Below are 26,824 nucleotides of genomic sequence, written 5' to 3'. Positions count from 1 at the left end.
TTTTGGAAAATCGATAATAACCCGAATATTTCCCGTTGAGCGAAGAATGAAAACCGATTATGGTCAGAGCAGTTAGAGAAATGTGTACGCAAGGAGGCTGCATATGGTCGTAATCAACGGTACAAAAAGTTATGTGTTTGAAGGAGACGCTCCATTCGGCAGTTGCCATGCTTCTACGGTGGTAAGGCTGGCTAGCGGCAGCTCCGTTGCTGCATGGTTCGGCGGCATCTGCGAGGGTGATCCGGATGTGAATATATGGATGTCGCGTTATATAGATGATCAATGGTCGCCGCCGGTGAAAGCAGCCGAGGAAGAGGGATTGCCTCATTGGAATCCGGTGTTGTTCGAGGCGGAGCCTGGGGAGCTAATCCTGTACTACAAAGTTGGGCATACGTTCTCGGAATGGTATACACGCTACATCGTGTCACAAGACGGAGGACTGACTTGGACGGCTCCTTCCGAGCTCGTTGCCGGCGATCGCGGGGGGCGGGGGCCTGTGCGCAATAAGCCGATCAAGCTCCAAAGCGGCGTTTGGCTCGCTCCGGCTTCGCTGGAGCAGGAGGCGTGGGAGGCGTTCGTGGACCGATCTGCGGATGGCGGGCAGACATGGAAGCCGAGCGAGACGATTGCGATGGACATTCCGCGCGAGCCGGGCAGAGGCGTCATCCAGCCTGCACTGTGGGAATCCGCGCCGGATCATGTGCATATGCTGCTTCGAAGTACGGAAGGCAGCATCTACCGCAGTGATTCAAACGATGGCGGCGTCACTTGGAGCGCCGCTTATCCGACAACCCTGCCTAACAATAACAGCGGCATTGATGTCGTACGGATGGCTGACGGCAAGCTGGCGCTTGCGCATAACCCGGTCGGCTCCAATTGGGGGCCGAGAACGCCGCTCGTCGTAAGCTTATCCGGCGACAACGGTGAGACATGGGAGCAGGCGCTCGTTATGGAAGAGGGAGAGGGCGAGTTCTCGTATCCATCCATCGCGGAAGCGGGAGCCAAGCTGTACGTTACCTATACTTGGAATCGCAAAAAGATCGCTTATTGGGAGCTGACCGTATAATGGGCATTTTCGAGGTAAGAGAAAACGTCTTTACTTATGACAATGAGCCCGTTCGACTCGTTTCGGGCGCTGTTCATTATTTCCGGATCGTGCCCGAGTATTGGCGCGACCGCTTGCTGAAGCTGAAGGCTTGCGGCTTCAATACGGTGGAAACGTACGTCCCATGGAACTTTCACGAGCCGAAGCCGGGTCAATATCGGTTCGACGGCATGGCCGACATCGAGCGTTTCCTGCGTGCAGCGGCTGAGCTGGAGTTATTCGTTATCGTCCGCCCAAGCCCTTATATTTGCGCGGAATGGGAGTTCGGCGGTCTGCCAGCCTGGCTGCTTGCAGACTCGGATATGCAGCTTCGCTGCTACTACAAGCCGTTCCTCGATCGAATCGATGCGTATTACGACGAATTGCTGCCAAGGCTTGCGAAGTATCAATGCACGCAGGGCGGCCCGATTATCGCGATGCAGATCGAGAACGAATATGGAAGCTACGGCAATGACAGCCGTTATTTGCACTATTTGAAGGAAGCGATGGTAAGCAGAGGCATCGATGTGCTGCTCTTTACGTCGGACGGACCGACTGACGCGTTACTGCAGGGCGGAAGTGTTCCCGGCGTACTGGCCACCGCGAATTTCGGTTCCAGTCCGGTGTCCTCCTTCGCGAAGCTGCGCGAATACGAAGCTGAAGGGCCGCTTATGTGCATGGAATATTGGAACGGCTGGTTCGATCATTGGGGCAAGCCGCATCATACGCGGGAGGCGGACGACGTTGCTTCCGTGTTCAGCGAGATGCTCGAGGCGGGAGCTTCTGTCAACTTCTATATGTTCCATGGAGGAACAAACTTCGGCTTTTACAACGGGGCGAATTGCCAGCTGTACAACCATTACGAGCCGACGGCGACAAGCTACGATTACGACGCGCCGCTCGATGAAACGGGGCAGCCCACGGCGAAATACGAGGCTGTGAGCGAGGTGCTTGCCCGTCATGCGGGTCAATCGTCAGATATTCTTCATGGCATGCTGCCTGCTCCGGCGGAGCGGGCTGCCTACGGGCGAGTCGAGATGCAGGAGCAGGCGAATCTGTTCGGGCAATTGAATGCTCTGTCCGAAGCGGTTCGCTCTCCGGTGCCGCTGCCGATGGAGAAGGTGGGGCAAAGCTATGGTTTCATCTGCTACACGACTCATATCACGGGGCCGAGGCCGATGGAGCAGCTTCACTTGCAGGAAGTAAGAGACCGCGCGCTTGTCTTCGTGAACGATGCTTTCATCGGCGTGATCGAGCGTGCGACGATGGAGCAGACCTTATCGATTGAAGTACCGGAAGGCGGAGCCGAGCTGCGTATTCTTGTCGAAAATATGGGCCGGGTCAATTATGGACCTTACTTGAAGGACCGCAAGGGCATTACCGAAGGGGTAAGGCTAGGCTTTCAGTTTCTGTTCGATTGGACGATACATCCGCTTCCGCTCGACGAGCTGTCACAGCTCGCTTATGGCGCGGTTGAAGAGCACAATCAGCCTTCCTTCTACCGAGCGAATCTTCCTATCGAGCAGCCTGCCGATACGTTCATTGATATGAGCGGCTGGACGAAAGGGGTCGTCTACGTGAACGGGTTCAACCTGGGACGTTATTGGAACAGAGGGCCGCAACAAACATTGTATGTACCTGCTCCGCTGCTTCGTAAGGGAGTTAATGAAATAATCGTATTCGAGCAACATGGGATGAAGGAGCCGTCTATTCGATTAACGGATAACCATGTATTGAACGGAACGAATGAGGGATAAGGGGAAATCAGGGCAATGCAAATGAAACAGTCAATTCTATTTTACGATGCATCGTTTCCATATGAAGGGGTAAGGCCGAGTGGACAGCAAGTGTCCGAACTGGCGAAGATCGGCAAGGTAATCGGTGCGGAAGGACTCGCCGAAGCGCTTGAGGAGGCGGATAGCCTCGTCTATTTGCACGGCAAATATGTGCCTAAGGAAGCTTGGTCGTCTATTCTATCTTTCTTGAAACGCGGCGGCGCGCTTGTTCATATCGGCGGAGAACCGCTGCGCATCCCTGTTTATCTAGACGGCGGACGTTGGCGTACAGAGCCCGTCCAGACGGCCTATCATCAGGCATTGAACATTCACGAGATGCTTGCGGTCGACGTTGCTAAGGTCGAGCGATATGCAGCTAACGAGGATATTCCGCTGTTCGCGGGCAAGGAGCGGCTCTTCGAAGTGCAACCGACCGTCGGCTTCGTGCTTCATGCGACGAAAGCGGACGATCAGCCTGGGCAGGGAGGCACAAGCGGCCCGATGGACGTACATATATACCCGATGCTCAAAGGGATGACGTCTGATAACCGGGAAGTATGCGCTCCAGTCGTTCTGATGGAAAACACGAAAGGTGATTTCGCGGGCGGCAGGTGGCTGTTCGTCAACCAGATCATCGAATTCGGTTTCTGGTCGCAAGGGGGCGCGGCCGCTATCCGTGATTGGAACAACTATTGTGCCAAAGGCGTTACCGAAATCTGGTTCAAAACGAATTACGGCTGCTACGAGCCGGGCGAGCGTCCGGCGTTCAAGTTGCAGCTGCAAGCGCTTGGAAGACACCCCGCACATTCGCAACCGCAATTGCAGACTCAAGCTGAGATACGGCAAACCGAACGGCAGCCTTCTGTTGTTTGGCAATTTCATATCGCTGTGGCCAAAGAAGCAGGCGGAACGATGCAGCGGGTATGGACGGGAGAAGCGGAGATTGAAGCGACGCGCGAGCCTGCGTCAATTCGGCTTCCGATTCCAATAACGGTAGAGCCCGGCTATTATGCGGCCGAATGCGTTGCCCTATCGAGCGAAGGCGAGAAACGAACTTTCCGCCAAGGGTTCTGGGGCTGGGATGCAGAGCTGCTGGAGCAAGGAGAACCGCTTGCCTGCGACCGCGATTATTTCCGCAAACAGGGCAAGCCGATGCCGATTGTAGGGATGACATACATGTCATCCGACGTTGCGCGCAAGTTTTTGTTCATGCCGAACGCGGCGGTCTGGGACAAAGACATGGCGCAGATGAAGAAGGCAGGCATCAACTATATAAGAACAGGCATATGGACAGCATGGCGGCAGGCGATGTTCGTGGACGGACATCCTTCGGAGGAGGTCATGCGGGCGATTGACGCCTTCCTGCTAACGGCCAAAAAACACGGCCTCGAGCTGACCTTTACGTTTTTTGCATTTACGCCGGAAGCATGGGAGGGCGTGAATCCTTATCTCGATCCGCGCAGCATCGAAGCGCAGAAGCGGTTCATCGCAGCAATCGTAGAGCGCCATGCCCGTTCGATGCATGTTCATTGGGATCTCATTAACGAGCCGTCGATGTTCCGGCCGGACAAGACGTTCAGCGGACCTCAAACGAGCGGCGACCGTTACGAGAAAGAGCAGTTCTCCCGCTGGTTGTCAGAGCGTCATGAAGGCGATATCCGGTTGTTGCAGGAGCGGTGGAACAGAACGCCGCTGGAGCTGCCCTCTTTTGAAGCTGCGGCTCCGCCGCGCAAGGAAGAAATCAACTTCTATACAACGCCGATTCATCCGAGCCGTAACCAAGCTTGGCTGGATTACTGCCTTTTCACAATGGAGATGCATAATAGATGGGCTCGCGAGCTTGGCGGCGTCATTAGGCGCATTCAGCCGAAGCAGCTCATTACGGTCGGTCAAGACGAAGCGCTTGCCGGCCAGCGCCCTTCTCCCTTCTTCTATGAGGCCGAGGTCGATTATACGAATATGCACTCCTGGTGGCAGATGGATGATTTGATCTGGGACGGCGTATTCGCCAAAAGCCCGAATAAGCCTTGCCTCGTGCAGGAAACCGGCCTGATGTACGTCGAGACGGCGGACGGAAAGGCGAAGCGAACCGAGACAGAATTGAGAAATATGCTGGAGCGCAAGTATGCCTATGCGTTCGCGACGGGCGCAGCAGGTGCTGTGCAATGGGTGTGGAATATCAATTTCTATATGAACAACGTCAACGAGTCGAATATCGGAGCCGTCAGAGCGGATGGCACGGAGAAGCCTGAAGCCGACATTTCATACGATTTCGGCCGCTTTATGGGGCAGATCGGCCACTTGTTCGAAGGTCGCCGCTTGGAGGAGACCGTTGTCGTCTATCCTTATTCGAACGACTTCTCCGCGCGCAGTCTTGCGCTTGAAGCGACTTCGAAGCTGACACGAACGATGGCTTATGAACTGAAGCAGCCGTTCAGGGCGATGGGCGAATATCAGCTGGAATCGCTGTCCGCCCAGCCGCCGAAGCTGATTATCGTACCAAGTCCGCATAATTTCAGCAGTGATGCCCTTAGCCTGCTTCTGAAGCATACGAAGGAGCATGGCGGAACGCTTCTATTCACGGGGCCGATGAGTCTCGACGAATATTGGCGGCCGACGGAAAGAATGATCGGGCTGCTAGGCGCAACGCAGGTTGGAAACGTGCTGCGCGAGGAGGCGCTGGAGCTGGAGGGAAGACTCATTCCCGTATCGTTCGGCCGGAACAGGCTCGCAGAGGTGTTCAAGGAAATCGGCATGATTGATGAAGGCGGGTTGTCGGCCACTGCCCTGACGACCAAGAAAGTGGGTAAAGGGACGCTGCTATGGTGTCCGCTGCCGATCGAGCTGAACGAACGTACCGAGTCGCTCGCGCAGGTGTACGATTACGCGATAGACCATGCCGGCGTGGAGGCTGAGATGCTTTGGCTGAAGGGAGGCGAGCTGCCCGGTGTGTATGGTCGCAAGCTTGCTTTCCAAGAAGGTGCGTTGTATATCTTCGTCTCGGAGTATGCGAACCGAGCGGAAGTGGAAATCACTGACCCCGTAACCTGCTGCTCGTATTCGTTCAGCTTGGAGGAGGAGAGGACCGTCATGTTCGCTGCGGATGCTAGCGGCAGGCTATTGGCCGTTTATAGACCGGAGGAAGTCCAAATCAACGTTAGCGGTGGTCATTAATTACCGAGAATGAACGGAGGAAAATCGATGGTAGAGATGGAGCGCGCGAAGCCGTCGCGGCAGCAAGCCGCATGGCAGGACTTGGAGCTCGGCATGTTTTGCCACTTTGGATTAAATACGTTTTGTGATCGTGAATGGGGAGCAGGGGATGACTCCCCTGCCGCCTTCAACCCGTCGGCATTGAATGCGCAGCAATGGGTTCGTAGTGCCAAGGATGCGGGTTTCCGTTATTTCATGCTGACGGCCAAGCATCATGACGGTTTCTGCTTATGGCCTACGAAGACGACCGATTATTCGGTCAAGTCCAGTCCGTGGCGTGACGGCAAAGGCGATGTCGTGCGGGAATGCGCGGATGCTTGCCTCGAGGCAGGCTTGCCCTTCGGCATTTATATATCGCCATGGGACCGCCACGATTCTAGATATGCGGATGTGGCTGCCTATGACGACGTTTATTGCGAGCAGTTGACAGAGCTGCTTACCGGCTATGGACCGCTCGTCGAAATATGGTTCGATGGCGCGGGCTCTGAGGGCAGAACGTATGATTGGCCCCGTATTATGGGTCTCGTGAGAAAGTACCAACCGGATGCAATGGTATTCAACATGGGAGCGCCAACGGTGCGATGGGTCGGCAACGAAGACGGCTTCGCGCCATATCCGTGCTGGAACGCGGCGGAAGCGGCGAGGGTCAGCATGTTCACGAATGATATGACAGCGTGGCTGCCGGAGACGCCGGCATGGGTGCCTGCCGAATGTCCCGTGCCGATTCGCGGCAACCATTGGTTCTGGCATCCGAACGACGAGACGCCGCTGCGCAGCCTTGAGGAGCTGGTCGATCTGTATGAGCGATCAGTCGGACATGGCGCCACACTGCTGCTAAACGTCGCACCTGATAATAGGGGACTGTTCCTGGAAGAGGAAGCGGAACGCTTGGCGGAATTCGGCAGCGAGCTGAGGCGGCGTTTCGGCAATCCGCTAGGGCAGAGTAACGGAGAGGGTCGTTCCACGGTCGTTCAGCTTCCTCCCGGCAAAGCGGTTAAGCGACTTGTCCTTATGGAAGATATCACGCAAGGCGAGCGCGTTCGAAGTTATATAGCAGAAGCATGGATTGACGGTCAATGGATACGGATTGCAAGCGGAAGCGCCATCGGTCATAAAAAAATCGATACGCTCGCCGTACCGATTCATTCGGAGAGCTATCGACTTACCGTACTGGAAAGCGAAGGCGAGCCCTTCATTAGGTCGTTCGCCGTCTACGGAGAATGAAAGGAGTTATACAGAGATGTTGGAAGTAATTGCAGAAACAGTCGCTGACGCAGTCGCGGCCGAAGCGGGCGGCGCCGATCGGATTGAGCTGGTCGCCGCGTTGTCCGAAGGCGGGCTGACGCCGAGTGTCGGTATGGCGGCAATCATTATTGAAGCCGTTCGAATCCCCGTGCATGTCATGATTCGCCCGCATAGCCGTTCATTTTGTTACGACCAAGGCGATCTGCTGGCGATGGTCAGCGATATGGATGCACTGCGCCGGGTCGGTGCCCACGGTTTTGTCCTTGGCGCTCTTGAGGCAAGCAAAGACATCGATAAGGCAGCGATGCGTCTTCTTATGAAAGCCGCCGATGGCTTACCGGTCACCTTCCATCGAGCGATCGATGATACGCCGGACCTCGAGGCAAGCTTGAAGGAGTTAACCGAGTTCAAGGAGGTTAACCGAGTTCTCTCCTCCGGCGGCAAGCCCGATGTACGGACTGCAATGAAAGAGGTCGTACAGTTGCGCGAAGCTGCTAAGCGGTACGGAATCGTATTTATGCCGGGCAGCGGCCTCGCGATCGAATCGATTATCCCGTTCGTGCGAGCGACCGGAGTTGACGAAATCCATATGGGAACCGGCGTACGGGAACGGGACGAGCAGGGACGCAGCTTTGTTTCAGCGTCCAAAGTAGCTGTCGCCAAAGCGAATCTGATTGCCGCCAAGGCGGAATAAACATAGAGGAGACCCACATCATGAGCTTACCGCAATCCGTTAGGAGCTGCCTGGAGCAGGCAGAACAGGAGCTGTCGGGCAATCCGAAGCTGCTAAAGCTGTTTAAACAATGTTTTCCGAATACGCTGGAGACGACAACACGATTGCTCGAGGACGCTACGACGTTCGTATTTACCGGCGATATTCCGGCTATGTGGCTGCGCGATTCAAGCGCACAGGTCAGACATTACTTACCGCTGGCCGGGGGAGATCAGGAATTGCAGCGTATGATCGAAGGACTCGTGCGGCGGCAAATCCTTTGCATCGGAATCGATCCGTATGCGAACGCCTTCAACGAAGAGGACAACGACAATCGATACGAGGATGACCTGACCGAGCTTAATCCATGGGTGTGGGAGCGCAAATACGAAATCGATTCCTTATGTTATCCGATCCAGCTTAGCTATTTGTATTGGAAGGAGACGGGCATTACCTCCTTGTTCGATTCAGCCTACAAGAAGACGATGAAGACGATCATCGATCTGTGGCGCACGGAGCAGCGGCATTTCGAGCAATCGCCGTACCGCTTCGCGCGTACGACGGGTCCGAAGAGCGATACGCTGCGCAACGACAGAATGGGGATGCCCGTTAACTATACGGGCATGACGTGGTCGGGCTTTAGGCCAAGCGACGATGCGTGCACGTTCGGGTATTTGATACCAGCCAATATGTTCGCTAGCGTCGTGCTCGGCTATATGGAAGAGATTGCGGAGACCGTCTATGGCGATGAGCAGTTGAAGCTCGAAGCATCGACGCTCCGCGAGGAAATCGATTTCGGCATCCAAACCTACGGGATTTACCGCCATCCGGTATTCGGCGACATCTATGCGTATGAGACCGACGGCTTCGGCAACTACAACCTGATGGACGACGCGAACGTGCCAAGCCTGCTGGCTATGCCGTATCTCGGTTATACGGACAAGGACGACCCGATTTATTTAAATACAAGAGCATTTATTCTTAGCAAGTATAATCGCTATTACTATGAAGGCGTGCATGCCAGAGGAATCGGCAGTCCTCATACGCCTGCCCGCTACATTTGGCCGATAGGCCTTTCCATGCAGGCGCTCACGTCGACCGACGATGCAGAGATTGCGGAGCTGCTGCGTATGCTTATGGATACGGATGCGGGTACGGGCTATATGCACGAAGGCTTCCATGTGGACGATCCGGAACAATTTACTCGGCCATGGTTCGCTTGGGCCAACAGCTTGTTCGCCGAGCTCGTGTATAAGCTGATGCAAGAGAACAAGTTGAAGTCGCTGTTATCCATGTAACGGGAGGGAGTTGGAGCAAGGTGGAAACCGCAGTTCGATTAGCAGAGCAGTACCGCGGGGGACATATCGAAAATATTCATTTCGGACATGTATGCGGCGTGGACGAGCATGGCAATATCGTCTATAGCGCAGGCGATCCGGAATGGATGGCTTATTTGCGCTCCGCGGCCAAGCCGTTCCAAGCGATTCCGGCTTTCGTTCATGGAACGCCTGAAGCGTTCGGGTTGACCGATAAGGAGTGTACAATCATGACGGCATCCCATCGCGCGGAGCCGTATCATGTCGAGGCGCTGGAATCGATGATGGCCAAGCTTGGCCTCGGCGAGGAGCAGTTAATCTGCTCTCCCTCGCATCCGCTTAGCCCGGCTGCGAGGGATGAGATGCTATTGGCCAGCAAGCCGAAGCGCCGTCTCTATCATAACTGCTCGGGCAAGCATATGGGCATTCTGGCTTACAGCAAGCAGAAAGGCTATCCTCTCGAAGGCTACGGCGAATCGCAGCATCCGGCGCAGGTCGATGTGCTGGACACGATAGCCGATATGGCCGATTATCCGAAGGAAAGCATCCGCGTCGGCATCGACGGCTGCGGCTTTCCCGTTCATGCGCTGCCGCTCAACCATATTGCCCGGATGTTTCTGAAGCTTGCTTGCCCGGATCTCATTGCGGATGAGGGGGCGAGCCGGGCAGCCGGGCATATCGGGAGGCTCATGAATGAGCATGCTGAGATGGTCTCGGCTCCTTGGTTTATCTGTTCGATTCTGCTGAAGGATCCGAATATCGCAGCTAAGGGCGGAGCGAAGGGCATATACGGGTTCGCCTTGCGCGACGAACGGATCGCTTTTGCCTTGAAGGTGCTCGACGGCTCAGAGGATGCCTGGCCAACGATCATCGCATCAATTCTAGAGCAGATCGGCTATCGTAATCAGGAGACGATCGATCGTTTATACGCACTCGCCCCTAAAGCTTTTCGCAATGATGGCGGTGTCATCGTAGGGGAGAATAAAGCGGTGTTTCGGCTGAACCGTAACGAATAGCAGTATTTCGGCCAACTACGAAATGGTAAACGTATAGACCGCTTCATTGCGTTCGATTCCGGGACGCTAATGAGGCGGTTTTTGGTTATTCTCGAAATATAAGAAAGTATAAAATGGGATGCTTATACTATGCTTATATTTCTCCGGAATGAAACGCGCCACGCCGCCAAAGGACGGCCTTAGCCGTTTCAACTTGAAAAAAGCAACCTAGTGGAAAATAGGTAACTTTAATAAAACCGCCTGTCTTTACAAAGCGTTAACGAAAAACGGCAATTGCAGCGAAACATGCGAATTGCGGGTATCTTCATATATGTACTATACCTAATGGTAGCAAGGCGGCAGCATGATACCGCGAGCCGAGTGAATCGCGACCATTAGGGAGGAACGGACGAATATGAGCAATGAGGAAATACTTCAAGCGGAGCAAGTTGGACAGACAGAGGAAGCTGCCGACGAGGTGCACAACGGCGTACACAATTACAGCAGCGAGGAAGAATGGGTGAAACCAAGCGATCCGCTTCTTCTCGAGAGATTGGAGTGGTTCAAGGACCAAAAGCTCGGCATTATGATGCATTGGGGCCCCTACTCGCAGCTTGGCGTTGTAGAATCATGGGCGCTTAGCGACGAGGACGGCGACTGGTCGAGAGACGGCATCGATTGGGGAGTTGACAGCGAAGAGCTGAAGCGCCAATACTTCGGCTTGAACAAAACGTTCAACCCGGTCCGTCTGCAGCCGGAGCTATGGGCTGACCTCGCGGCCGAGGGCGGCTTCAAATATTTTATACTAACGACAAAACATCATGACGGCTTCTGCATGTGGGACACGGCGACGACTGATTATAAGATAACGGGACCGGATACGCCGTTTCATACGCATAAATATGCCGATATATGCAAAAATCTTTTTGATGCTTTCCGCGACAAAGGACTAGCCATCGCCGCTTATTTCTCAAAAGCCGATTGGCATACGCCAACTTATTGGGCGCCGGACATGGAGCGGGGCAATGATATGTGGCGCGGACCGTCCTACGATCCGAAGCAGCACCCAGAGCTGTGGGAACAATTCGTTCAATTCACGCATGAGCAAATGATGGAGCTGCTATCGAAGTACGGTCGTATCGACGTGCTGTGGCTGGATGCAGGCTGGGTGCGCGACGGCGGCAGAGTGCCGCAGGATATTAGACTAGGCGAGCTTGTTGATCGCGCGCGCCAAACGCAGCCTTGGCTGCTGTCGGCGGACCGAACGGTAGGGGGTCCTTACGAAAACTATGTAACGCCGGAGCAATCCATTCCGCATAAGCCGCTCAGCGTACCTTGGGAGAGCTGCATTACGCTTGGCACTTCGTTCTCCTTCCGCTACGAGGATAAGTATAAGACGCTCAGACAGGTTGTTCGCATACTGCTCGAGGTCGTCTCCAAGGGCGGCAATCTGGCGCTCAACGTCGGACCGCAGCCGGACGGAAGGCTTCCGGAAGGCGCGATTGCGACGATTAAGGAGCTTGGCGCTTGGATGAACGTATATGGCGATTCGGTATACGGCACGAGAATATGCGCGCCTTATTACACAAGCGAATTCGCTTTTACTCAAAAAGAAGGAATCGTATACGCTTTCCGTCTTTACGAGGAAGACCGGATGGCGGTGCCTAGTGAAATCACCATTCCATATATGGAACAAGTATCGGCCATTGAGCTTATCCATACGGGAGAGAAGCTGCGCTTCGAGAGGACGGACGACGGACTTCGCGTAGCGATGCCATTGTCCGAGCAGGCGGAACAGGCTCCTGCCGCGCATGTATTCCGATTGCTTCCATAACGATAGCAGACAGAAACTGACGCCTCCACAAAAGGTGTCAGTTTTTTGAAGTATTAGGCGTATCTGCTAGCTTGTGATGGCAGATATTAATACGATCAGTCCGAATGCTTGTCCTTCCAGTACGGGATAGGGTATAACAGATAGACAAGCAAAAGGGGAAGGGGTACCCGAATTGAACAAAATGTGGTTTCGCCGTTTGTTGTTGTCGTATTTGCCGGTCTTTACGATTGTTACGATGATTTTATTCGTCGTCTTCTTCCAAACGCTGAACGAACAAAATCGCAGGGAAGCGGTCAAAGCGAATGAATTTTTGGCAGAGCAGGTCATTCACTTTACGGATAAGTCGCTTAAGGACATTGATTACCGTGTAGTCCGGGAAATTCTGAGCAATACGGACGTTAACCGTTACTTCACGAGCGGCGGCACGGATGTGTTCGCGAATATACAGGCGCTTAAGGTCATGGACGACCTGAAGTTCAACTATCCAATTATCGACTCGGTATATTTCATCCGCTTCAGCGACGGGGCCGTTCTCGGCGACGCGCCGCGATCGATCGAGGAATTGCGGGATGCGGATTTCATCAAAAACTTTTCGATGAAAAAAAGCGCCGACCAAAAATGGACGGCCAAGCGAGAGTTCCGCGCGTTCGATACGAGCGAAATCAAGCAAGTCATTACGCTCGTGAAGGAAGCGCCGTATAACAGTAGAAAAGGGTATTTTGTCGTGAACGTCAGCTTGTCGAAGTTCCAAGAGCTGATTGGCCGCATGTACAATTCGGATATCAGCTTCGTCAGCATGATCGATAGCGCGGGAAACGACGTGTTGGCCGAAGAGTCTGAGACGCGGTCCGCAAACGCAAAATCTGCCTCTAGAGACGGTTCGCAGGCGATCATGTCTACTTTCACTTCCCCTTACACCGGTTGGCAAATTAATAGCGGTATTCAAGAAACGAAAGGTTTGAAGCTTGCGCTTACGTTCTATAACATCTGGTTTGTGCTTGCTATTGCCGTTGTGGTAATCGGCATTATTTGGGTAATCTATGTAACGAAACGCAATTATAAACCTATTCAGCAGCTCGTTACGCTCATTCATACGTATTCGCTCAAGCCTCCGGGAACACATAAAGAGACTGCCGGCGAATTCGGCTTTATCCAAACGACGCTCGAAAGTCTCGTTAGCGAGACGAAGCACTTCCAGGAACAATATCGGGAAAAGCTGATCATGCAAAAGAAGTATCATTTTCGCAATGTGCTCGAAGGTACTGTGAAAATGAGCGACAAAAATTGGGATACTGAGCTTCGCAGCTATGATATTGACACACAGGACAAAACCGCCGTCGTCTATGTGATGGAAATCGACTCGTACCTTGCGTTCACCGAGATGTATAACGAACGAGACCAGTCGCTGCTGAAATTCACGTTATACAGCGTCATTCATGAAACGGCCAAAAACAACAAAGCCTCGGTTTGGGCGGAATGGACGGCTGACGATCGCATATCCCTTATTTTGTGGATACCTTCGGACCAGGAACCAATCGCGGGCAGCAAGGAAATCGTCGACGCTTGCCGCGGGTGGATCGAGGAAAATGTGAGCTTCAATATTACGATCGGGCAAGGAGAACCATCGGCGACGGTCGAGCAAATCCATCTGTCGTACGAGAAAGCTAGCTATTGCTTGCAGTTCAAGGCGGTACTTGGCGCTAATCGGCTCATAACGGCAGAGGATACCGTTAGGCCGCAGCAGGAAATTCAGGAGTATTTCAAAACCATCTATTTGCTCTCACAGTCTCTTCGTCTTGCCGAGGCTGATTGGAGGAAGCACCTAGGCGTGTTTTACGCTCAAATCAGAGAGTCGCTGCTGCCGCGCAAAGAAATCGAAAGCTTGATGCAGTTCTGCCTCCACCATCTGGAGGGCGAGCTGATGGAGCTGTCCAAGGATTATCGGAGCATCTGGCGCAACATTCACAATGAGCTGATGCGGTTAATTAAGCGATGGGATACGGTGGACGAGCTGCAGAATGAAAGTGAACGAATCTTCGAGATGCTGGTCGAGAAAGTCAATGCGCAGCGTGATTCTCACAGCAATAAAGGACTTATTATCGAAATTCGTTCCTATATCGAGCATAACTACGCGAATTCGGAGCTGTCGCTTGATTATTTGAGCAGCAAGTTCCAACTGAACGCCAAATATTTGAGCAAAATGTTCAAAGAGGAGTTCGGCGAAAATTTCGTCGACTTCCTGATCGGCTTACGGATCGATTATGCGAAGAAGATGCTGCTTGAAACGCAGAAAACGATGCAATCGATCAGCGGCGAGGTTGGTTACTATAATTACAATTCGTTCAACCGAGCGTTCAAAAACGTCGTCGGTCTCTCTCCGAGAGACTTCCGCAAGCAGCTGGGAGAAAGAAACGAAGCGAATAATGCATAATCCAATGAAGAGCCTTAATCATGCGGACACCGTGTGCTTAAGCTCTTTTTTTGCTTGCGCAGCGCGGGATGACGGGTATTCGGCGAATTATTAAGGATATGTGAAAAACGCAAAAAAGGCAGCAAGTTCGCTAAATTATTGTCATTTCCAGCCTATTATCGAAAATGGGGATGTGCGAGAAACTTACGAATTGATGGATGTTTTGTAAAGGGGATAGAATCGGAGTGTGAGCCAGGACACAAGCAACAACACATCAAGCTAAGCTTTCGTAAAATCGCTGCAAAGGAGAATGCCAAATGGAACATACACAGGCGAATGCGGTCAATAAGGCAGCATTACGGAAAAGTACACAGCACGGCAACAAGCAAACGGTGTCCAGCAAAATAATGAGACATTGGGAACTCTACTTTCTGGTTCTCTTACCGGTCGCTTACTTAATTATTTTCAAATACATCCCGATGGTCGGCGTGCAGATCGCCTTCAAGGATTTTAATGTCGTGCAAGGCATATGGGGCAGCCAGTGGGTAGGAATGAAACATTTTACGGCGTTCTTCGAATCTCCGAACTTTTGGCTAATTATTAAAAACACGCTTGGCGTCAGCTTCTACTCTCTCCTTGCAGGCTTCCCGATACCGATCTTGCTGGCGCTCGCGCTTAACGAGATCAGAACGGGGATGTTCAAGAAAACGGTGCAAATGGTCACTTACGCGCCGCATTTCATCTCGACGGTTGTCATGGTATCGATCGTCATGCTTATGCTTACGCCGCATGTCGGCGTCGTCGATCGGGTGTTTACGATGCTCGGCAAAGAAATGACGAATTTCATGGGCGTCCCGGAATATTTCAAGTCGATTTATGTATGGTCGGGCGTTTGGCAGGAAATGGGGTATGCGTCGATTATTTATATCGCGGCTTTAGCCAGCGTTGATCCTTCATTATACGAAGCGGCAAAAATGGACGGCGCCTCCAGATGGAAAAAAATTATCCATATCGATCTTCCTTCCCTTATTCCCATTACGATTACCATGCTCATTCTTAGTCTTGGCAATGTGATGGGCGTAGGCTTCGAAAAAATTTATTTGATGCAAAACCCGCTTAACTTAAGCTCTTCCGAAGTGATATCCACTTACGTGTACAAGGTCGGACTTGTCGGCGCGAACTTCAGCTTCTCTTCCGCCGTCGGCCTGTTCAACTCCATCATCAACTTGATTTTATTGATTACCGTGAACTTCGTTGCGAAACGAATTTCCGAGACAAGCCTATGGTAAGGGGAGGGGAATAATCGATGAAAAAAACAACAAAAATCAAAGAGCCGCTGGGCGATCGGCTGTTCCTGCTGGTCATCTACATCTTCCTCGGGCTTCTGACGCTTGCGGTGCTTTATCCGATGCTCTATATTATCAGCTCGTCGTTCAGTTCGCCGCGTGCGGTCGTTTCCGGTCAAGTGTGGCTGTTTCCGGTTGAATTCAGCGTTCGGGCGTACAAATCGATTTTTAACAGCTCGCAGTTGATGTATGGCTATTACAATACGATTATTTATACGGTATTCGGTACGATGATCAATTTGTTGTTTACCGTACTGCTTGCCTATCCGCTATCTGTCAAAAAGTTTTATGGACGCAACGCCATAATGATTTTACTTATGATTACGATGTTTTTCAGTGGCGGTCTCATACCGACCTACCTGCTCGTGAAGGATCTCGATATGCTCGACACGAGATGGGCGATGTGGCTCCCTGGCGCTTTGTCGATATTCCAAGTCATCGTTGCCAGAACGTTCTTTCAATCGTCCATCCCGCAGGAATTATCCGAAGCCGCGCAGATCGACGGCTGCCGCGATATAAGATTTCTTCTCAGCATCGTGCTGCCGTTATCCAAGCCGATTCTTGCCGTTATGACGCTCATGTATGCCGTGGGACATTGGAACGCTTATTTCGACGCTCTCATTTACTTAAGGTCGGAGAAGCTGTTCCCGCTGCAATATGTGCTTCGCAACCTGCTTATTCTGAATGCCGCGGATCCGGAGATGCTTGCGGGCACCGCCGCCAAAATGCGCGTGCAAGGCTTAGAGCAGGTGCTGAAATACGCGCTCATCGTCGTCGCTTCCGTTCCGGTGCTCATTATGTACCCATTCGTCCAGAGGCATTTTGTCAAAGGGGTCATGATCGGTTCATTGAAGGGCTAGGCGAATAGCACGGCTGGGCTAAGGAAATGAATGGAGAGGGGTGATGCCGTTTCAGTTGGTGCTAAGTATGAATCAAGCATTCAAGCATTCAAACAATCAAACATCCAAAAAAGCAATCATTCCGGGAGGGGTAACATTGAAAAAAACGGTATTCTCCATGCTAGCGCTCGTATTAAGTGTCTCATTGATTTTGTCGGCCTGCGGTAAGGGCAGCGACAATAAGGCAACGAATAACGCCGGAACAACAAATACAGAATCGGGTCCGGTTGAGATGACGTTTTTTGCGCCGCAGGGCAAGGCAGCTTGGGAAGATAACACTTATACGAAACATGTTGAGGAAAAATTCAATGTCAAGATCAAGTGGGATGTTGCGCCGGCAGATGCTCTTATCGACCGCCGTCAACTGCTGCTCGCGAGCGGCGATTATCCAGAAGTTTTCCTAGAAGGTAAATTCACGCACACCGACTTGCTCACATACGGCAAGCAGGGCGTATTCTTGCCGCTGAACGATTTGATCGAGAAGTATGCACCGAACATTACAGCGATGATGGAGAAGAAGCCGTACTTCAAAGAAGCGATCACCGCGACGGACGGCAACATTTATGCGCTTCCGCGTCTTAACGAATGTTACCACTGTACGTTCTCCCAGAAATTCTGGATGAACAAGGAGTGGCTCGACAAGGTTGGACTTGGCGTTCCTACGACGACAGATGAGCTGTATACCGTTCTGAAGGCATTCAAGGAGCAAGATCCGAACGGCAACGGCAAAGCCGACGAAATTCCTTTGACAGGCGCGCCGAACAAAAATGTGTGGAACGGCAACGTTGACGCCTTTTTGATGAACTCTTTCATTTATAACGATAATAGCAAGTATTTGATTCAGAACGACGGCAAAGTTGAATTCGCCGCTAATCAGGAAGCTTGGAAGCAAGGGCTTATTTATATGAACAAGCTTTATAAGGACGGTTTGATCGATCCGGCATCGTTCACGCAGAACGATCAAGCGATCGGACAGCTGGGCAACCGCGAGGGCGATGAGCTGGTTGGTTCCATCACAACGGCGCTAGTCAGCTATCTGGTTAATCCTTATGACAGCAAAGTAACGAGACACCAGCACTGGGTCATCGTTCCTCCGCTCAAAGGGCCGGACGGCGTGCAGCTTGCAGGCGCTTCGCAAGGCATCAGCGAGTTCCAATTCGCGCTTACGAACAAAGCGAGCGAAGCACAGCAAATCGCAGCAATCAAAATCATGGACTATGCCTTCAGCGAAGAAGGAGCCTTGTTGGGCGAAAATGGTACAGAAGAAGGCTTCGCATGGAAGAAAGCAGAAGCCGACGAGAAAAATATCGACGGTAAACCGGCAAAATACAGCTTCTACGGCATTCCGGAAGCCGATCCGGATCTGATCCGCAACGACAGCTGGTCATTGATGGGTCCAAGGGACTTGTCCAAAGAATTCCGCGATCTGTTCGCCGTTGGCCAGGATCCGCTTGCAGCGGAAGGTTATGAGACTCGTTTGGCGCAAGCGACGAATGAGTATGCTCCTTATTCGCCGGCCGAAATTTATCCGTCGGGCGTATTCATCCGCCCGGATGATATGGATGCGGCATCGCAATTGACGACTGCCATTCAAGATTATGTAACGTCCAATATGGCACAGTTCATTATCGGCAGCAAAAACATCGATAAAGATTGGGATTCGTACGTAAAAGGCTTCGAAGGCTTGAACTTGGCGAAATACCTTGAGATTTACGGCAATGCAATTAAGAAGGACTAGCATTTAGCAACGAAGCTGGAGCAATCAAATTCAATAGCTTTATTTTTGGCAGGAAGTGTAACCCCCTGGGTTCGCTTCCTGCTTCTATCTAAGGACATCAGAGAGGGGAAATCATAGATGGGCTATAAGGATTCATCGCTGCCGGCCGCGGATCGCGCGGCGTTGCTGCTTGCGGAAATGACATTGGATGAGAAAATTGGCCAGCTGCTGCAACCGTTCGGCTGGAAAACATATACGAAGGAAAATGGCGAGGCGGTACTGACGGAGGAATTCAGCCGTCAGGTGAGAGACGGGGGGATCGGCTCGCTGTACGGCGTGCTTCGCGCGGATCCTTGGACCGAGGTGACGCTTGAGAACGGTTTGTCTCCGGAAGAGGGAGCACGAGCAGTTAACGCCATTCAGCGTTATGTCATCGAGAACTCCAGGCTTGGCATTCCGATCTTGTTTGGCGAGGAATGCTCGCACGGCCATATGGCGATCGGAGCGACCGTCTTTCCGGTACCGCTGAATGTAGGCAGCACTTGGAACGTAGAGCTTTATCGCGAGATGTGCAAGGCGATCGCTCTGGAGACGCGAAGCCAAGGAGGGGCGGCAACTTATTCGCCCGTTCTCGACGTCGTGCGCGATCCGCGCTGGGGACGCACGGAGGAATGTTTCGCCGAGGATCCTTATTTGATTGGCGAGCTGGCCGTTGCGGCCGTGGAAGGACTGCAGGGTGAACGCTTGGATGCGCAGGACAGCGTCATTGCGACGCTTAAGCATTTCGTAGCATACGGAAGCTCCGAAGGAGGACGGAATGCGGGGCCTGTCCATATGGGAATGCGCGAGTTGCATGAATCGGATCTGCTGCCGTTCCGCAAGGCAATCGAAGCCGGCGCGCAGTCGGTAATGACTGCGTACAACGAGATAGATGGCGTGCCGTGCACCTCCAGCCCGTATTTGCTGCAAGATTTACTGCGCGAGCAGTGGGGCTTCGACGGCTTTGTCATTACCGATTGCGGAGCGATCAATATGCTCGCTTGGGGCCATGACGTCGCCGAGGACGGGGAAGCAGCAGCGGTGCTGGCGCTGAAGGCCGGCATCGATATGGAGATGTCGGGCGAGATGTTCGGCAAGCATCTGCATGCTGCTATCGATAAGGGAGCGCTGGATACGGCGGTACTGGATACGGCTGTTAAGCGCGTGCTGGAAATGAAGTTTAAGTTAGGTTTGTTCGAGAATCCGTATGTGGATCCAGCGCTAGCGGCTGAAGTGATCGGATGCGAGGCGCATGTGCAGCTGGCAAGGCAAGTGGCTGAGGAAAGCATCATTCTTTTGAAGAACGAGGCGCAGACGCTTCCGCTTAGCAAGGGGACACGGAAAATAGCGGTCATCGGTCCTAACGCGAATCATATGTACAACCAATTGGGCGATTACACGTCGCCGCAGCAGCGAAGTCAGGTCGTAACGCTGTTGGACGGCATTCGCGCCAAGCTCGGAGAGAGCGCGGACGAGCAGTTGCTGTATGCGCTCGGCAGCCGAATCAAGGGCGACTCGCGCGAAGGGTTCGAGCACGCTCTCGCATGCGCGGAGCAGGCCGATGTTATTATTATGGCGGTCGGCGGCTCCAGCGCGCGAGACTTCGGCGAAGGCACGATCGATCTGCGCACGGGAGCGTCAGTCGTAACGGAGCATGCTTGGAGCGACATGGAGTGCGGCGAAGGCATCGATCGCGCCGGCTTGTCGCTGATGGGCGTCCAGCTGGAGCTTATCCAAGAGGTGCATAAGCTGGGCAAGCCGGTTGTTGTCGTCTACATGAACGGACGGCCGATTACCGAGCCGTGGATCGACGAGCATGTCCATGCAATCGTCGAGGCATGGTATCCGGGGCAGGAAGGCGGCAACGCGCTTGCCGATATTTTATTCGGCGACGCCAATCCGTCGGGCCGTCTGACGGTATCGGTACCGAAGGACGTCGGACAGCTTCCGGTATATTACAACGCGAAGCGAAGCCGCGGCAAGCGGTACTTGGAGATGGACAACAAGGCACAATATCCGTTCGGCTACGGACTCAGCTATACAGACTTCCGCTATGACGGATTGCGCTTGTCGGAGGCTGTTATTCGGCCGGACGGCGAGACCGTTGTGTCGGTCGACGTAACGAATACCGGGCGCATGGCAGGCGCAGAGGTCGTGCAGCTGTATGTGACGGACAAAGTAAGCTCCGTAACACGCCCCGGCAAGGAACTGAAGGGCTTCCGCAAAGTGCTCCTGCAGCCGGGAGAGACGCAGACGGTAAGCTTCAAGCTGACGAGCGAGCATCTGCAGCTCATCGGAACGGATCTCCAGCCTGTTGTAGAGGACGGAGAGTTTATCGTAATGGTTGGAGCGAACAGCGAGGATTATATCAGCACTCATCTTAACGTACGAAGCGAGGTACCGGCATGTATCGAATAAATCGTTTTTTGAAGAAACTCGCAAGCCTGCAATGGCAAGAGGTCGTCGAGCTCCCGGAATGGGAGCTTCGCAAGGCTCGTTACGTATTGCCCGGCGTCTATGAGTACGATACGGAGGATTATGTCCTCCAGCCGCTCGAGCCGCTGAACAGCAAGCAAGGCATTACGTATTTTCTGCGGAAGCAGCTCGCAATTCCTGCGGCTTGGAGAGGATCTCCATTCGGTCTTATCGTAGATGGAGGCGGAGGGGGCGAAGGCATGCTCCGTCTGGACGGCGTTCCTTACCATGGCCTCGACCGAAATCATACGTTCGTCCCGCTTCATCTAGATGGTGTAGGTGAGTCTCCGCTCGTTGAGATCGAGCTGTTCGACCCGATTCCCGAGCCAGTTGACCCGCTTAATGCACAGGCGACGATCAATCCGCCGATGCCTTATTTGCGGCTTAAGCTCGCACTTGTCAACAAGCCTGTCCAAAGCTTGCTGTATAGCGCGCAGGCGTTGTTCGAATCGATCTCGTTGCTTCCCGAGAATGATCGGAAGCGGCTAAAGCTGCTGGACGCTCTGCATGAGGTTATGGATGAAGCCGAGCGGCAGTTGGATGCCGGACATGGCGGTGCGGAGTGGGCAGGCGGGCTGGAATTGAAGCTCGCCGCAGCCGCAGCCGTATTCGCATCTTCGCCGGAAACGAACGGTACGATGCATATGGTTGGCCAGTCTCATATCGATATCGCCTGGCTGTGGCCTGTTCGGGAAACCGTACGCAAAGTGAGCCGTACGTTCTCAACGATGAATACGCTTATGAAAGAATATCCGGACTTCGTCTATACGCAAAGTCAGCCGCTGCTTTATGCCTTCGCCAAAGAGCATTATCCGGAGCTGTACGAGCAGGTGAAGCAGCGGGTAGCGGAAGAGCGCTGGGAGCTCGTCGGCGGGATGTGGGTAGAGCCGGATCTGAACATTCCGAGCGGCGAATCGCTCGTTCGGCAGATTCTTCACGGACAGCTATTCTATAAGGAAGAGTTCGGACGGACATCGAACATCGAGTGGCTGCCGGATACGTTCGGCTACTGCGCTTCGCTGCCTCAATTATTGAAGCTGGCTGGCGTCGACTACTTCATGACGACAAAGCTGAAGTGGAACGATACGAACGCCTTCCCGTACGATCTGTTCCACTGGGTTGGCATCGACGGCACCTCGGTCGTCTCTTACTTGAGTCACAGTCTGAATGATCATACGAAGCCGAAGAACATCAACGACTATTGGCAATCGTTCCGTCACAAGGATAAGATGGACGAGCTCATGCTGCCGTATGGACATGGCGACGGAGGAGGCGGCGTGACGCGCGAGATGGTGGAGCTCGTCGAGCGTTCCTCGATGATGGTGGATCTGCCGGTCAGCATCTTCAGCACGGCGGCGGATTTCTTCGCCGGGGTTGAGGAACGCAAGCAATCGCTGCCGGACTGGCATGGCGATCTATATCTGGAGCTGCACCGGGGAACGTATACGACGCATGCGCGCAATAAGCGGAATAACCGCAAAGCCGAAGTACTGTATCGCGACGCGGAAATATGGGGCAGACTGGCTGAACAATCGGCTGGAATCGGCGAGGAAGAGACCGCCGCTGCCTTGGAGAAGCTGGAGCAGGGCTGGAAGCTGATCTTGCTGAACCAGTTCCATGACATTATTCCGGGCACGGCGATTCCGGAGACGTACGAGACTTCGACTTCCGAATACGGGGAAGTATTCCGACTTGGCGAAGAGGGGCTGGAGCATTCGCTTCGCTCGCTCGCTTCGGCAGTTGCATTGCAAGGCGAGGGACTGCCTTATGTGCTGTTCAACAGCTTAGGGTGGGAGCGAAATGAGGTCGTATCCGTCCAAGTCAATGAGCAATACCGCCACTATGCGGCATACGATGCGGATGGCGAGCCGCTCGTATTCGATGTTGCAGAGTCTACGGAAGAGACAGGCAAGGTCGCATTCAGCATCCAAGCGAAGATCCCTGCTTTCGGTTATACAACTGTATGGCTTCGCGAGCCTGAAACTTTGTTATCCGCGGTTGCTGACACGGCGGACCTGACATTCGGAGACACATGGGAGACCGATTATTACCGCATCGTATTCAACGAAGCGGGCGAGATTGTACGCTGGCTCGACAAGAAGGCTGGACGCGAGCTAATCGCGGCTGGGGCGAAAGCTAATGAGTTGCAATTGTTCTTCGACAAGCCGCTGAATTGGGATGCATGGGACATCGATCCACGCTTCGATTCGCAGCGCTCATCGTCGGCTCGTCTGATCGCCAGGGAAGTCGTATTGCAAGGGAAGACGCATGACGTGCTTCGCTTTAAATGGGAGCTGGGAAGCTCCACAGTGGAGCAGGATATGATCTTGTATCACGACTCGAAGCGAGTCGATTTCCGGACGAAGGTGGATTGGAAAGAGGAGCATAGGCTGCTGAAAGTCGCTTTTCCAGTCGATATTGTCGCCAGCAAGGCTACCTATGAAATTCCGTTCGGCGCGCTTGAGCGGCCGACGCATACGAATACGAGCTGGGAGCAGGCGCAATACGAGGTGTGCGGCCATCGCTGGGCCGACTTGTCCGAGGGCGGATATGGCATCAGCCTGCTGAACGATTGCAAATACGGGTACGACATCAAAGGAACGACGATGCGACTATCGCTGCTGAGATCGCCGCGCTGGCCTGATGTTACAGCCGATATTGGGGAGCATGAATTTACGTATTCGCTGCTGCCTCATGAACAAGATTGGCGATTTGCCGGGGTCGTACGCCGTGCGGCTGAGCTTAACCATCCGGTGCGCATTGCTGAGGTTGGCAATGCGGTTGCAGACAATGGTCTATTGCCGGCGAGCCGGTCAATCGTTCGCTTCGAAAGCGAGCATGTGCTGCTAGATACGATTAAGAAGGCGGAACGGGCCGACGGAACGGTATACCGTCTGTATGAATCAGCTGGCGCACGCGAGCGGGTTACGCTCGGCTTGCCGCAAGGAACGACCGAAGCGTTCGTTATTAATCTGCTCGAAGAGAAGCTGTATAAGCTGGACATTCAAGAAGGCGCCGTTCAATTGGACTTTAAGCCATTCGAGATTCTAAGCATATACGCGGAATAAGCGGGAAAGGGGAGTCCGCGAACGGTGCATTGGCGACCGTTCGCGACTCCCCTTTGTTTTATCGTCTTCGGAATGACCAGCCGAAGAGCTTCACATGAACAAGCAGCTTCGTTGACCAATGTATCAAAACATAGAGTACGAGAAATACGATGACGAGCGGGCGGAACAACAGCCAAGCAACCATCCACGTCACGAGAATCTGCCATGGCTTCATTCGCTTGATCAGCTTAAATGGCGCAAGCAGGATGCGGTACAGCCGGTAGCTCTTCTGCAGTCCCGCAATATATTCCTCGCGGATTTGCTTATCGTCGGGATCGAGATGGATCGCTTGCTTCAGCATATGCAGGTAATCCTCATGATCACCGCGCCTGTCGGCTGCCCACGCCAGCATTAAGTAGTTCATTTGCGATTCCACTTCGAGCCGCAATGAAGACCTAGCCAGTGACCTCGACACATCGTGCCTGCCAAGAAGCGCCTCCACATAGCTTAACATGGCGATATAGAGCGGATTTTCCGGAGACAGCTCCAAAGCTCCCTCGACGTGCTCCTTCGCTTCGGGAAAGCTGCCTTTCTTCAGGCTCAGGTTGGCAGAAATGAAATAATAGTGCGGCTGGTAGGGATCGATCCGCTGCGCCTCCTGAAGCGCCTCTGCCGTCGCCTTGAAGTTGCTGGAATCATAGTAGGCGTTCACGCGGACGAACCAGGCGAGCTCATTCTCGGGCTCGCGCCTAATCGCTTCGGCGGACCAATGAAGCGCCTGCGGGTAATCCTCGGCATGCGTATGGATCAGTCCGAGCAACGCGAATGCGTACGCATCCTCCGGCTCCTCGCGAATCAGTTCATGCGCCTCGTTGATGGCTTCCTTGTACCGTTTCCACTCTAGCAGCTGTTGTACTTTTCGGTATCGCAGCTCGGTTGTTTCCTTGTATATCATAACCTTAGTCCCTCGCTAAATAGAGAAGTCGTATATTACTTCAATCCCGTTGCCTTCATGTAGTCGAGCACAATCTGATAGTCTCCGTTCACATCGCTAAAGGTGGCATAGTTTTTGGCGGTGGCGAACCAATCGAGCGTCGTCGCTTTGCGCCCCTTGGCGGACTTCTTCATATCGTCCTGTGTAATAGGCTCCAGCTCGCCGGATTGCAGCATACGCTCCATAGCGGCCTCGACGGCATCCTTCACGATCTGCTCCAGATCGGCCCCGGAGAAATGTTTCGTCTCGCGGGCAATCTTGGACAGTTCCAGCGCGGATAACGGCTTGCCTGCCAGCTTCAGCTTCAAGATAGCCTCGCGCTCTTGTTCCTCGGGCGGTGGTACGAAGATAAGATGGTTGAACCTGCCCGGCCTGCGCAGCGCCGAGTCCAAATACCACGGCGTATTCGTTGCTCCGATTACGAATACTTGATCATTGAATGTGCGGAGCCCGTCGAGCTCTAGCAGCAGTTGATTGACGAGCATCCGGTCATGATGCTGGCGCATCTGGTTGCGGCTGCCGCCAAGCGCATCGAGCTCATCGATGAAAATAACGCAAGGTTTGCTCTCTCTAGCCTTCTCGAACAGGTCATGCAGGTTGTTCTCGCTTTGACCGACGTACATGCCCAATATCGCTTGCAGCTCAATATGAAGGAAATTCGCATCGATCTCCCCTGCAACCGCTCTTGCCAGAAAGGTTTTGCCGCAGCCCGGTGGTCCGTACAGCAGGAGGCTCCCACCCGCTTCACGGCCATATGCGGCGAACAGCTCCGGCTGCTTGAGCGGCAGAATAAAGTTCATCCGAATCTTCTTCTTGACCTCGTCCAATCCGGCGACATCCTCGAATGATTCATTCGGTTTCTCTGATTCTATCAAATCTTTGCCGTTCTTATCGAAATGGATTACTTTCAGCTTATTGCGCCTGCGGCCCGCAAGCTCGTCGCGATCATCATGATCTGACATAAGGCAGTCCTCCTTAACGGTACTGAGTATTGCTTCTATCATACCAAAAAAAGCTAGTAAAAGGGCAGTGCCCCCGTAGTAGGACATCAGCAACATTTTCCCTATCGGGCTCGTCAACTGTTAAAATAAGGATTATAGAATAAAGGTATTCAGCTAAGGGGGCGGTTATCATGAAATGGACTAGAAAAAGAGCATTTCGTATTACGATTATTGCTAGTGTGCAAGCGTTGATATGAGCCAATAATTAAACGGAGAAGGGAGGGCAGTCGGTGAAGATAATTATGAAAATTGGTGTGTATCTAGTTGCAGCGTATCTCATGTTTCTGCTTACCTATCAACTCTTAATTCGTATCGAGGTGGCCAATGCGGAAAGATCGGCTAAGCAGTTCTTCGATCAGCTTGTGGCAGGGGAGTTTGTCGAGGCTTCCAAACAGCTGTCCATCGTCGCATCTTCCGATCAGATAGCTTCTACGGCACAGGAAGGATGGCGGAGCCAAATACAGGATTTGAAGGATGAGGGCTTCTACGCCGTCTCATACAATGGACTTGAGGTTGATTATGATGACGGATGCGCATGCAGCGGAAGAGTCGATGTCACTTACTTGATTGATGGGAAGGAGCAGATCCACAGAGTCATATTTTCGTTAGGAGAGCATGATCGGATTAATCAGACATGCTTGTTTCTAAGGAATAGTGAGCGGGGGGAGGCCTGGGATAAGGCAAGCTGTCAAAGCTAGCGCAGAAATCCAATATAGCTCCTA

General features: G+C 53.1%; 17 protein-coding genes. 15 read left to right on the top strand and 2 right to left on the bottom strand.

Features of this window, described 5'->3' with window-relative positions; all coding sequences use genetic code 11:
* Positions 1 to 103 precede the first annotated feature (103 nt).
* From V8F51_RS14780 to V8F51_RS14715, 14 genes are all read left to right on the top strand, one after another.
* A complete protein-coding gene (locus V8F51_RS14780) occupies positions 104 to 1,066 on the top strand; it encodes a sialidase family protein (RefSeq protein ID WP_337101044.1) in 963 nt (320 codons plus the stop codon).
* Positions 1,066 to 2,841, top strand: coding sequence for a glycoside hydrolase family 35 protein (locus V8F51_RS14775; protein WP_337101043.1), 1,776 nt, complete (start codon positions 1,066 to 1,068; stop codon positions 2,839 to 2,841). The genes V8F51_RS14780 and V8F51_RS14775 overlap by 1 nt, the downstream gene beginning before the upstream one ends.
* Positions 2,842 to 2,856: 15 nt before the next feature.
* Positions 2,857 to 6,033: a beta-galactosidase gene (locus V8F51_RS14770; RefSeq protein WP_337101042.1), complete on the top strand. Its 3,177-nt coding sequence runs from the start codon at positions 2,857 to 2,859 to the stop codon at positions 6,031 to 6,033.
* Positions 6,034 to 6,042: 9 nt separating this feature from the next.
* Complete coding sequence (locus tag V8F51_RS14765; RefSeq protein ID WP_337101041.1) at positions 6,043 to 7,296, top strand: alpha-L-fucosidase; 1,254 nt, start codon at positions 6,043 to 6,045, stop codon at positions 7,294 to 7,296.
* Positions 7,297 to 7,312: 16 nt separating this feature from the next.
* Positions 7,313 to 8,011 carry a copper homeostasis protein CutC gene (locus V8F51_RS14760; protein WP_337101040.1) on the top strand — a complete coding sequence of 233 codons (699 nt, stop codon included), beginning with the start codon at positions 7,313 to 7,315 and terminating at the stop codon, positions 8,009 to 8,011.
* A gap of 20 nt (positions 8,012 to 8,031) precedes the next feature.
* Positions 8,032 to 9,327 (top strand): glycoside hydrolase family 125 protein, encoded by a 1,296-nt coding sequence (locus tag V8F51_RS14755; protein WP_337101039.1) that lies wholly within the window; start codon positions 8,032 to 8,034, stop codon positions 9,325 to 9,327.
* 20 nt (positions 9,328 to 9,347) lie between these two features.
* On the top strand, positions 9,348 to 10,361 hold the full coding sequence (locus V8F51_RS14750; protein WP_337101038.1) for an asparaginase: 1,014 nt from the start codon (positions 9,348 to 9,350) through the stop codon (positions 10,359 to 10,361).
* A gap of 394 nt (positions 10,362 to 10,755) precedes the next feature.
* On the top strand, positions 10,756 to 12,174 hold the full coding sequence (locus V8F51_RS14745) for an alpha-L-fucosidase (RefSeq protein WP_337101037.1): 1,419 nt from the start codon (positions 10,756 to 10,758) through the stop codon (positions 12,172 to 12,174).
* 181 nt (positions 12,175 to 12,355) lie between these two features.
* Positions 12,356 to 14,605 carry a helix-turn-helix domain-containing protein gene (locus tag V8F51_RS14740; protein ID WP_337101080.1) on the top strand — a complete coding sequence of 750 codons (2,250 nt, stop codon included), beginning with the start codon at positions 12,356 to 12,358 and terminating at the stop codon, positions 14,603 to 14,605.
* Positions 14,606 to 14,901: 296 nt separating this feature from the next.
* Complete coding sequence (locus tag V8F51_RS14735) at positions 14,902 to 15,873, top strand: ABC transporter permease (protein ID WP_442956430.1); 972 nt, start codon at positions 14,902 to 14,904, stop codon at positions 15,871 to 15,873.
* Between the two features lie 17 nt (positions 15,874 to 15,890).
* On the top strand, positions 15,891 to 16,790 hold the full coding sequence (locus tag V8F51_RS14730) for a carbohydrate ABC transporter permease (protein WP_337101036.1): 900 nt from the start codon (positions 15,891 to 15,893) through the stop codon (positions 16,788 to 16,790).
* Positions 16,791 to 16,857: 67 nt separating this feature from the next.
* On the top strand, positions 16,858 to 18,567 hold the full coding sequence (locus tag V8F51_RS14725; RefSeq protein ID WP_337101035.1) for an ABC transporter substrate-binding protein: 1,710 nt from the start codon (positions 16,858 to 16,860) through the stop codon (positions 18,565 to 18,567).
* Between the two features lie 117 nt (positions 18,568 to 18,684).
* A complete protein-coding gene (locus V8F51_RS14720) occupies positions 18,685 to 21,003 on the top strand; it encodes a glycoside hydrolase family 3 N-terminal domain-containing protein (RefSeq protein WP_337101034.1) in 2,319 nt (772 codons plus the stop codon).
* Positions 20,991 to 24,128, top strand: coding sequence for an alpha-mannosidase (locus V8F51_RS14715; RefSeq protein WP_337101033.1), 3,138 nt, complete (start codon positions 20,991 to 20,993; stop codon positions 24,126 to 24,128). Before V8F51_RS14720 ends, V8F51_RS14715 begins: the two co-directional genes overlap by 13 nt.
* Positions 24,129 to 24,186: 58 nt before the next feature.
* On the opposite strand, the gene V8F51_RS14710 is transcribed toward V8F51_RS14715, so the two are convergent.
* Together V8F51_RS14710 and V8F51_RS14705 are read right to left on the bottom strand one after the other, a co-directional pair.
* Positions 24,187 to 25,062 (bottom strand): tetratricopeptide repeat protein, encoded by an 876-nt coding sequence (locus V8F51_RS14710; protein ID WP_337101032.1) that lies wholly within the window; start codon positions 25,060 to 25,062, stop codon positions 24,187 to 24,189.
* Between the two features lie 35 nt (positions 25,063 to 25,097).
* Positions 25,098 to 26,063, bottom strand: coding sequence for an ATP-binding protein (locus V8F51_RS14705; protein ID WP_337101031.1), 966 nt, complete (start codon positions 26,061 to 26,063; stop codon positions 25,098 to 25,100).
* Between the two features lie 269 nt (positions 26,064 to 26,332).
* Between V8F51_RS14705 and V8F51_RS14700 the strand changes: the two genes are divergently transcribed.
* Positions 26,333 to 26,800, top strand: a complete 468-nt coding sequence (locus tag V8F51_RS14700; protein ID WP_337101030.1) for a hypothetical protein — start codon at positions 26,333 to 26,335, stop codon at positions 26,798 to 26,800.
* Positions 26,801 to 26,824: the final 24 nt, after the last annotated feature.

This window comes from Paenibacillus sp. YIM B09110 (assembly GCF_037167145.1).
Taxonomy (GTDB): domain Bacteria; phylum Bacillota; class Bacilli; order Paenibacillales; family Paenibacillaceae; genus Pristimantibacillus.
Note: the sequence above shows the minus strand (reverse complement) of the source record. Positions and strands in the feature narration are given on the sequence as shown.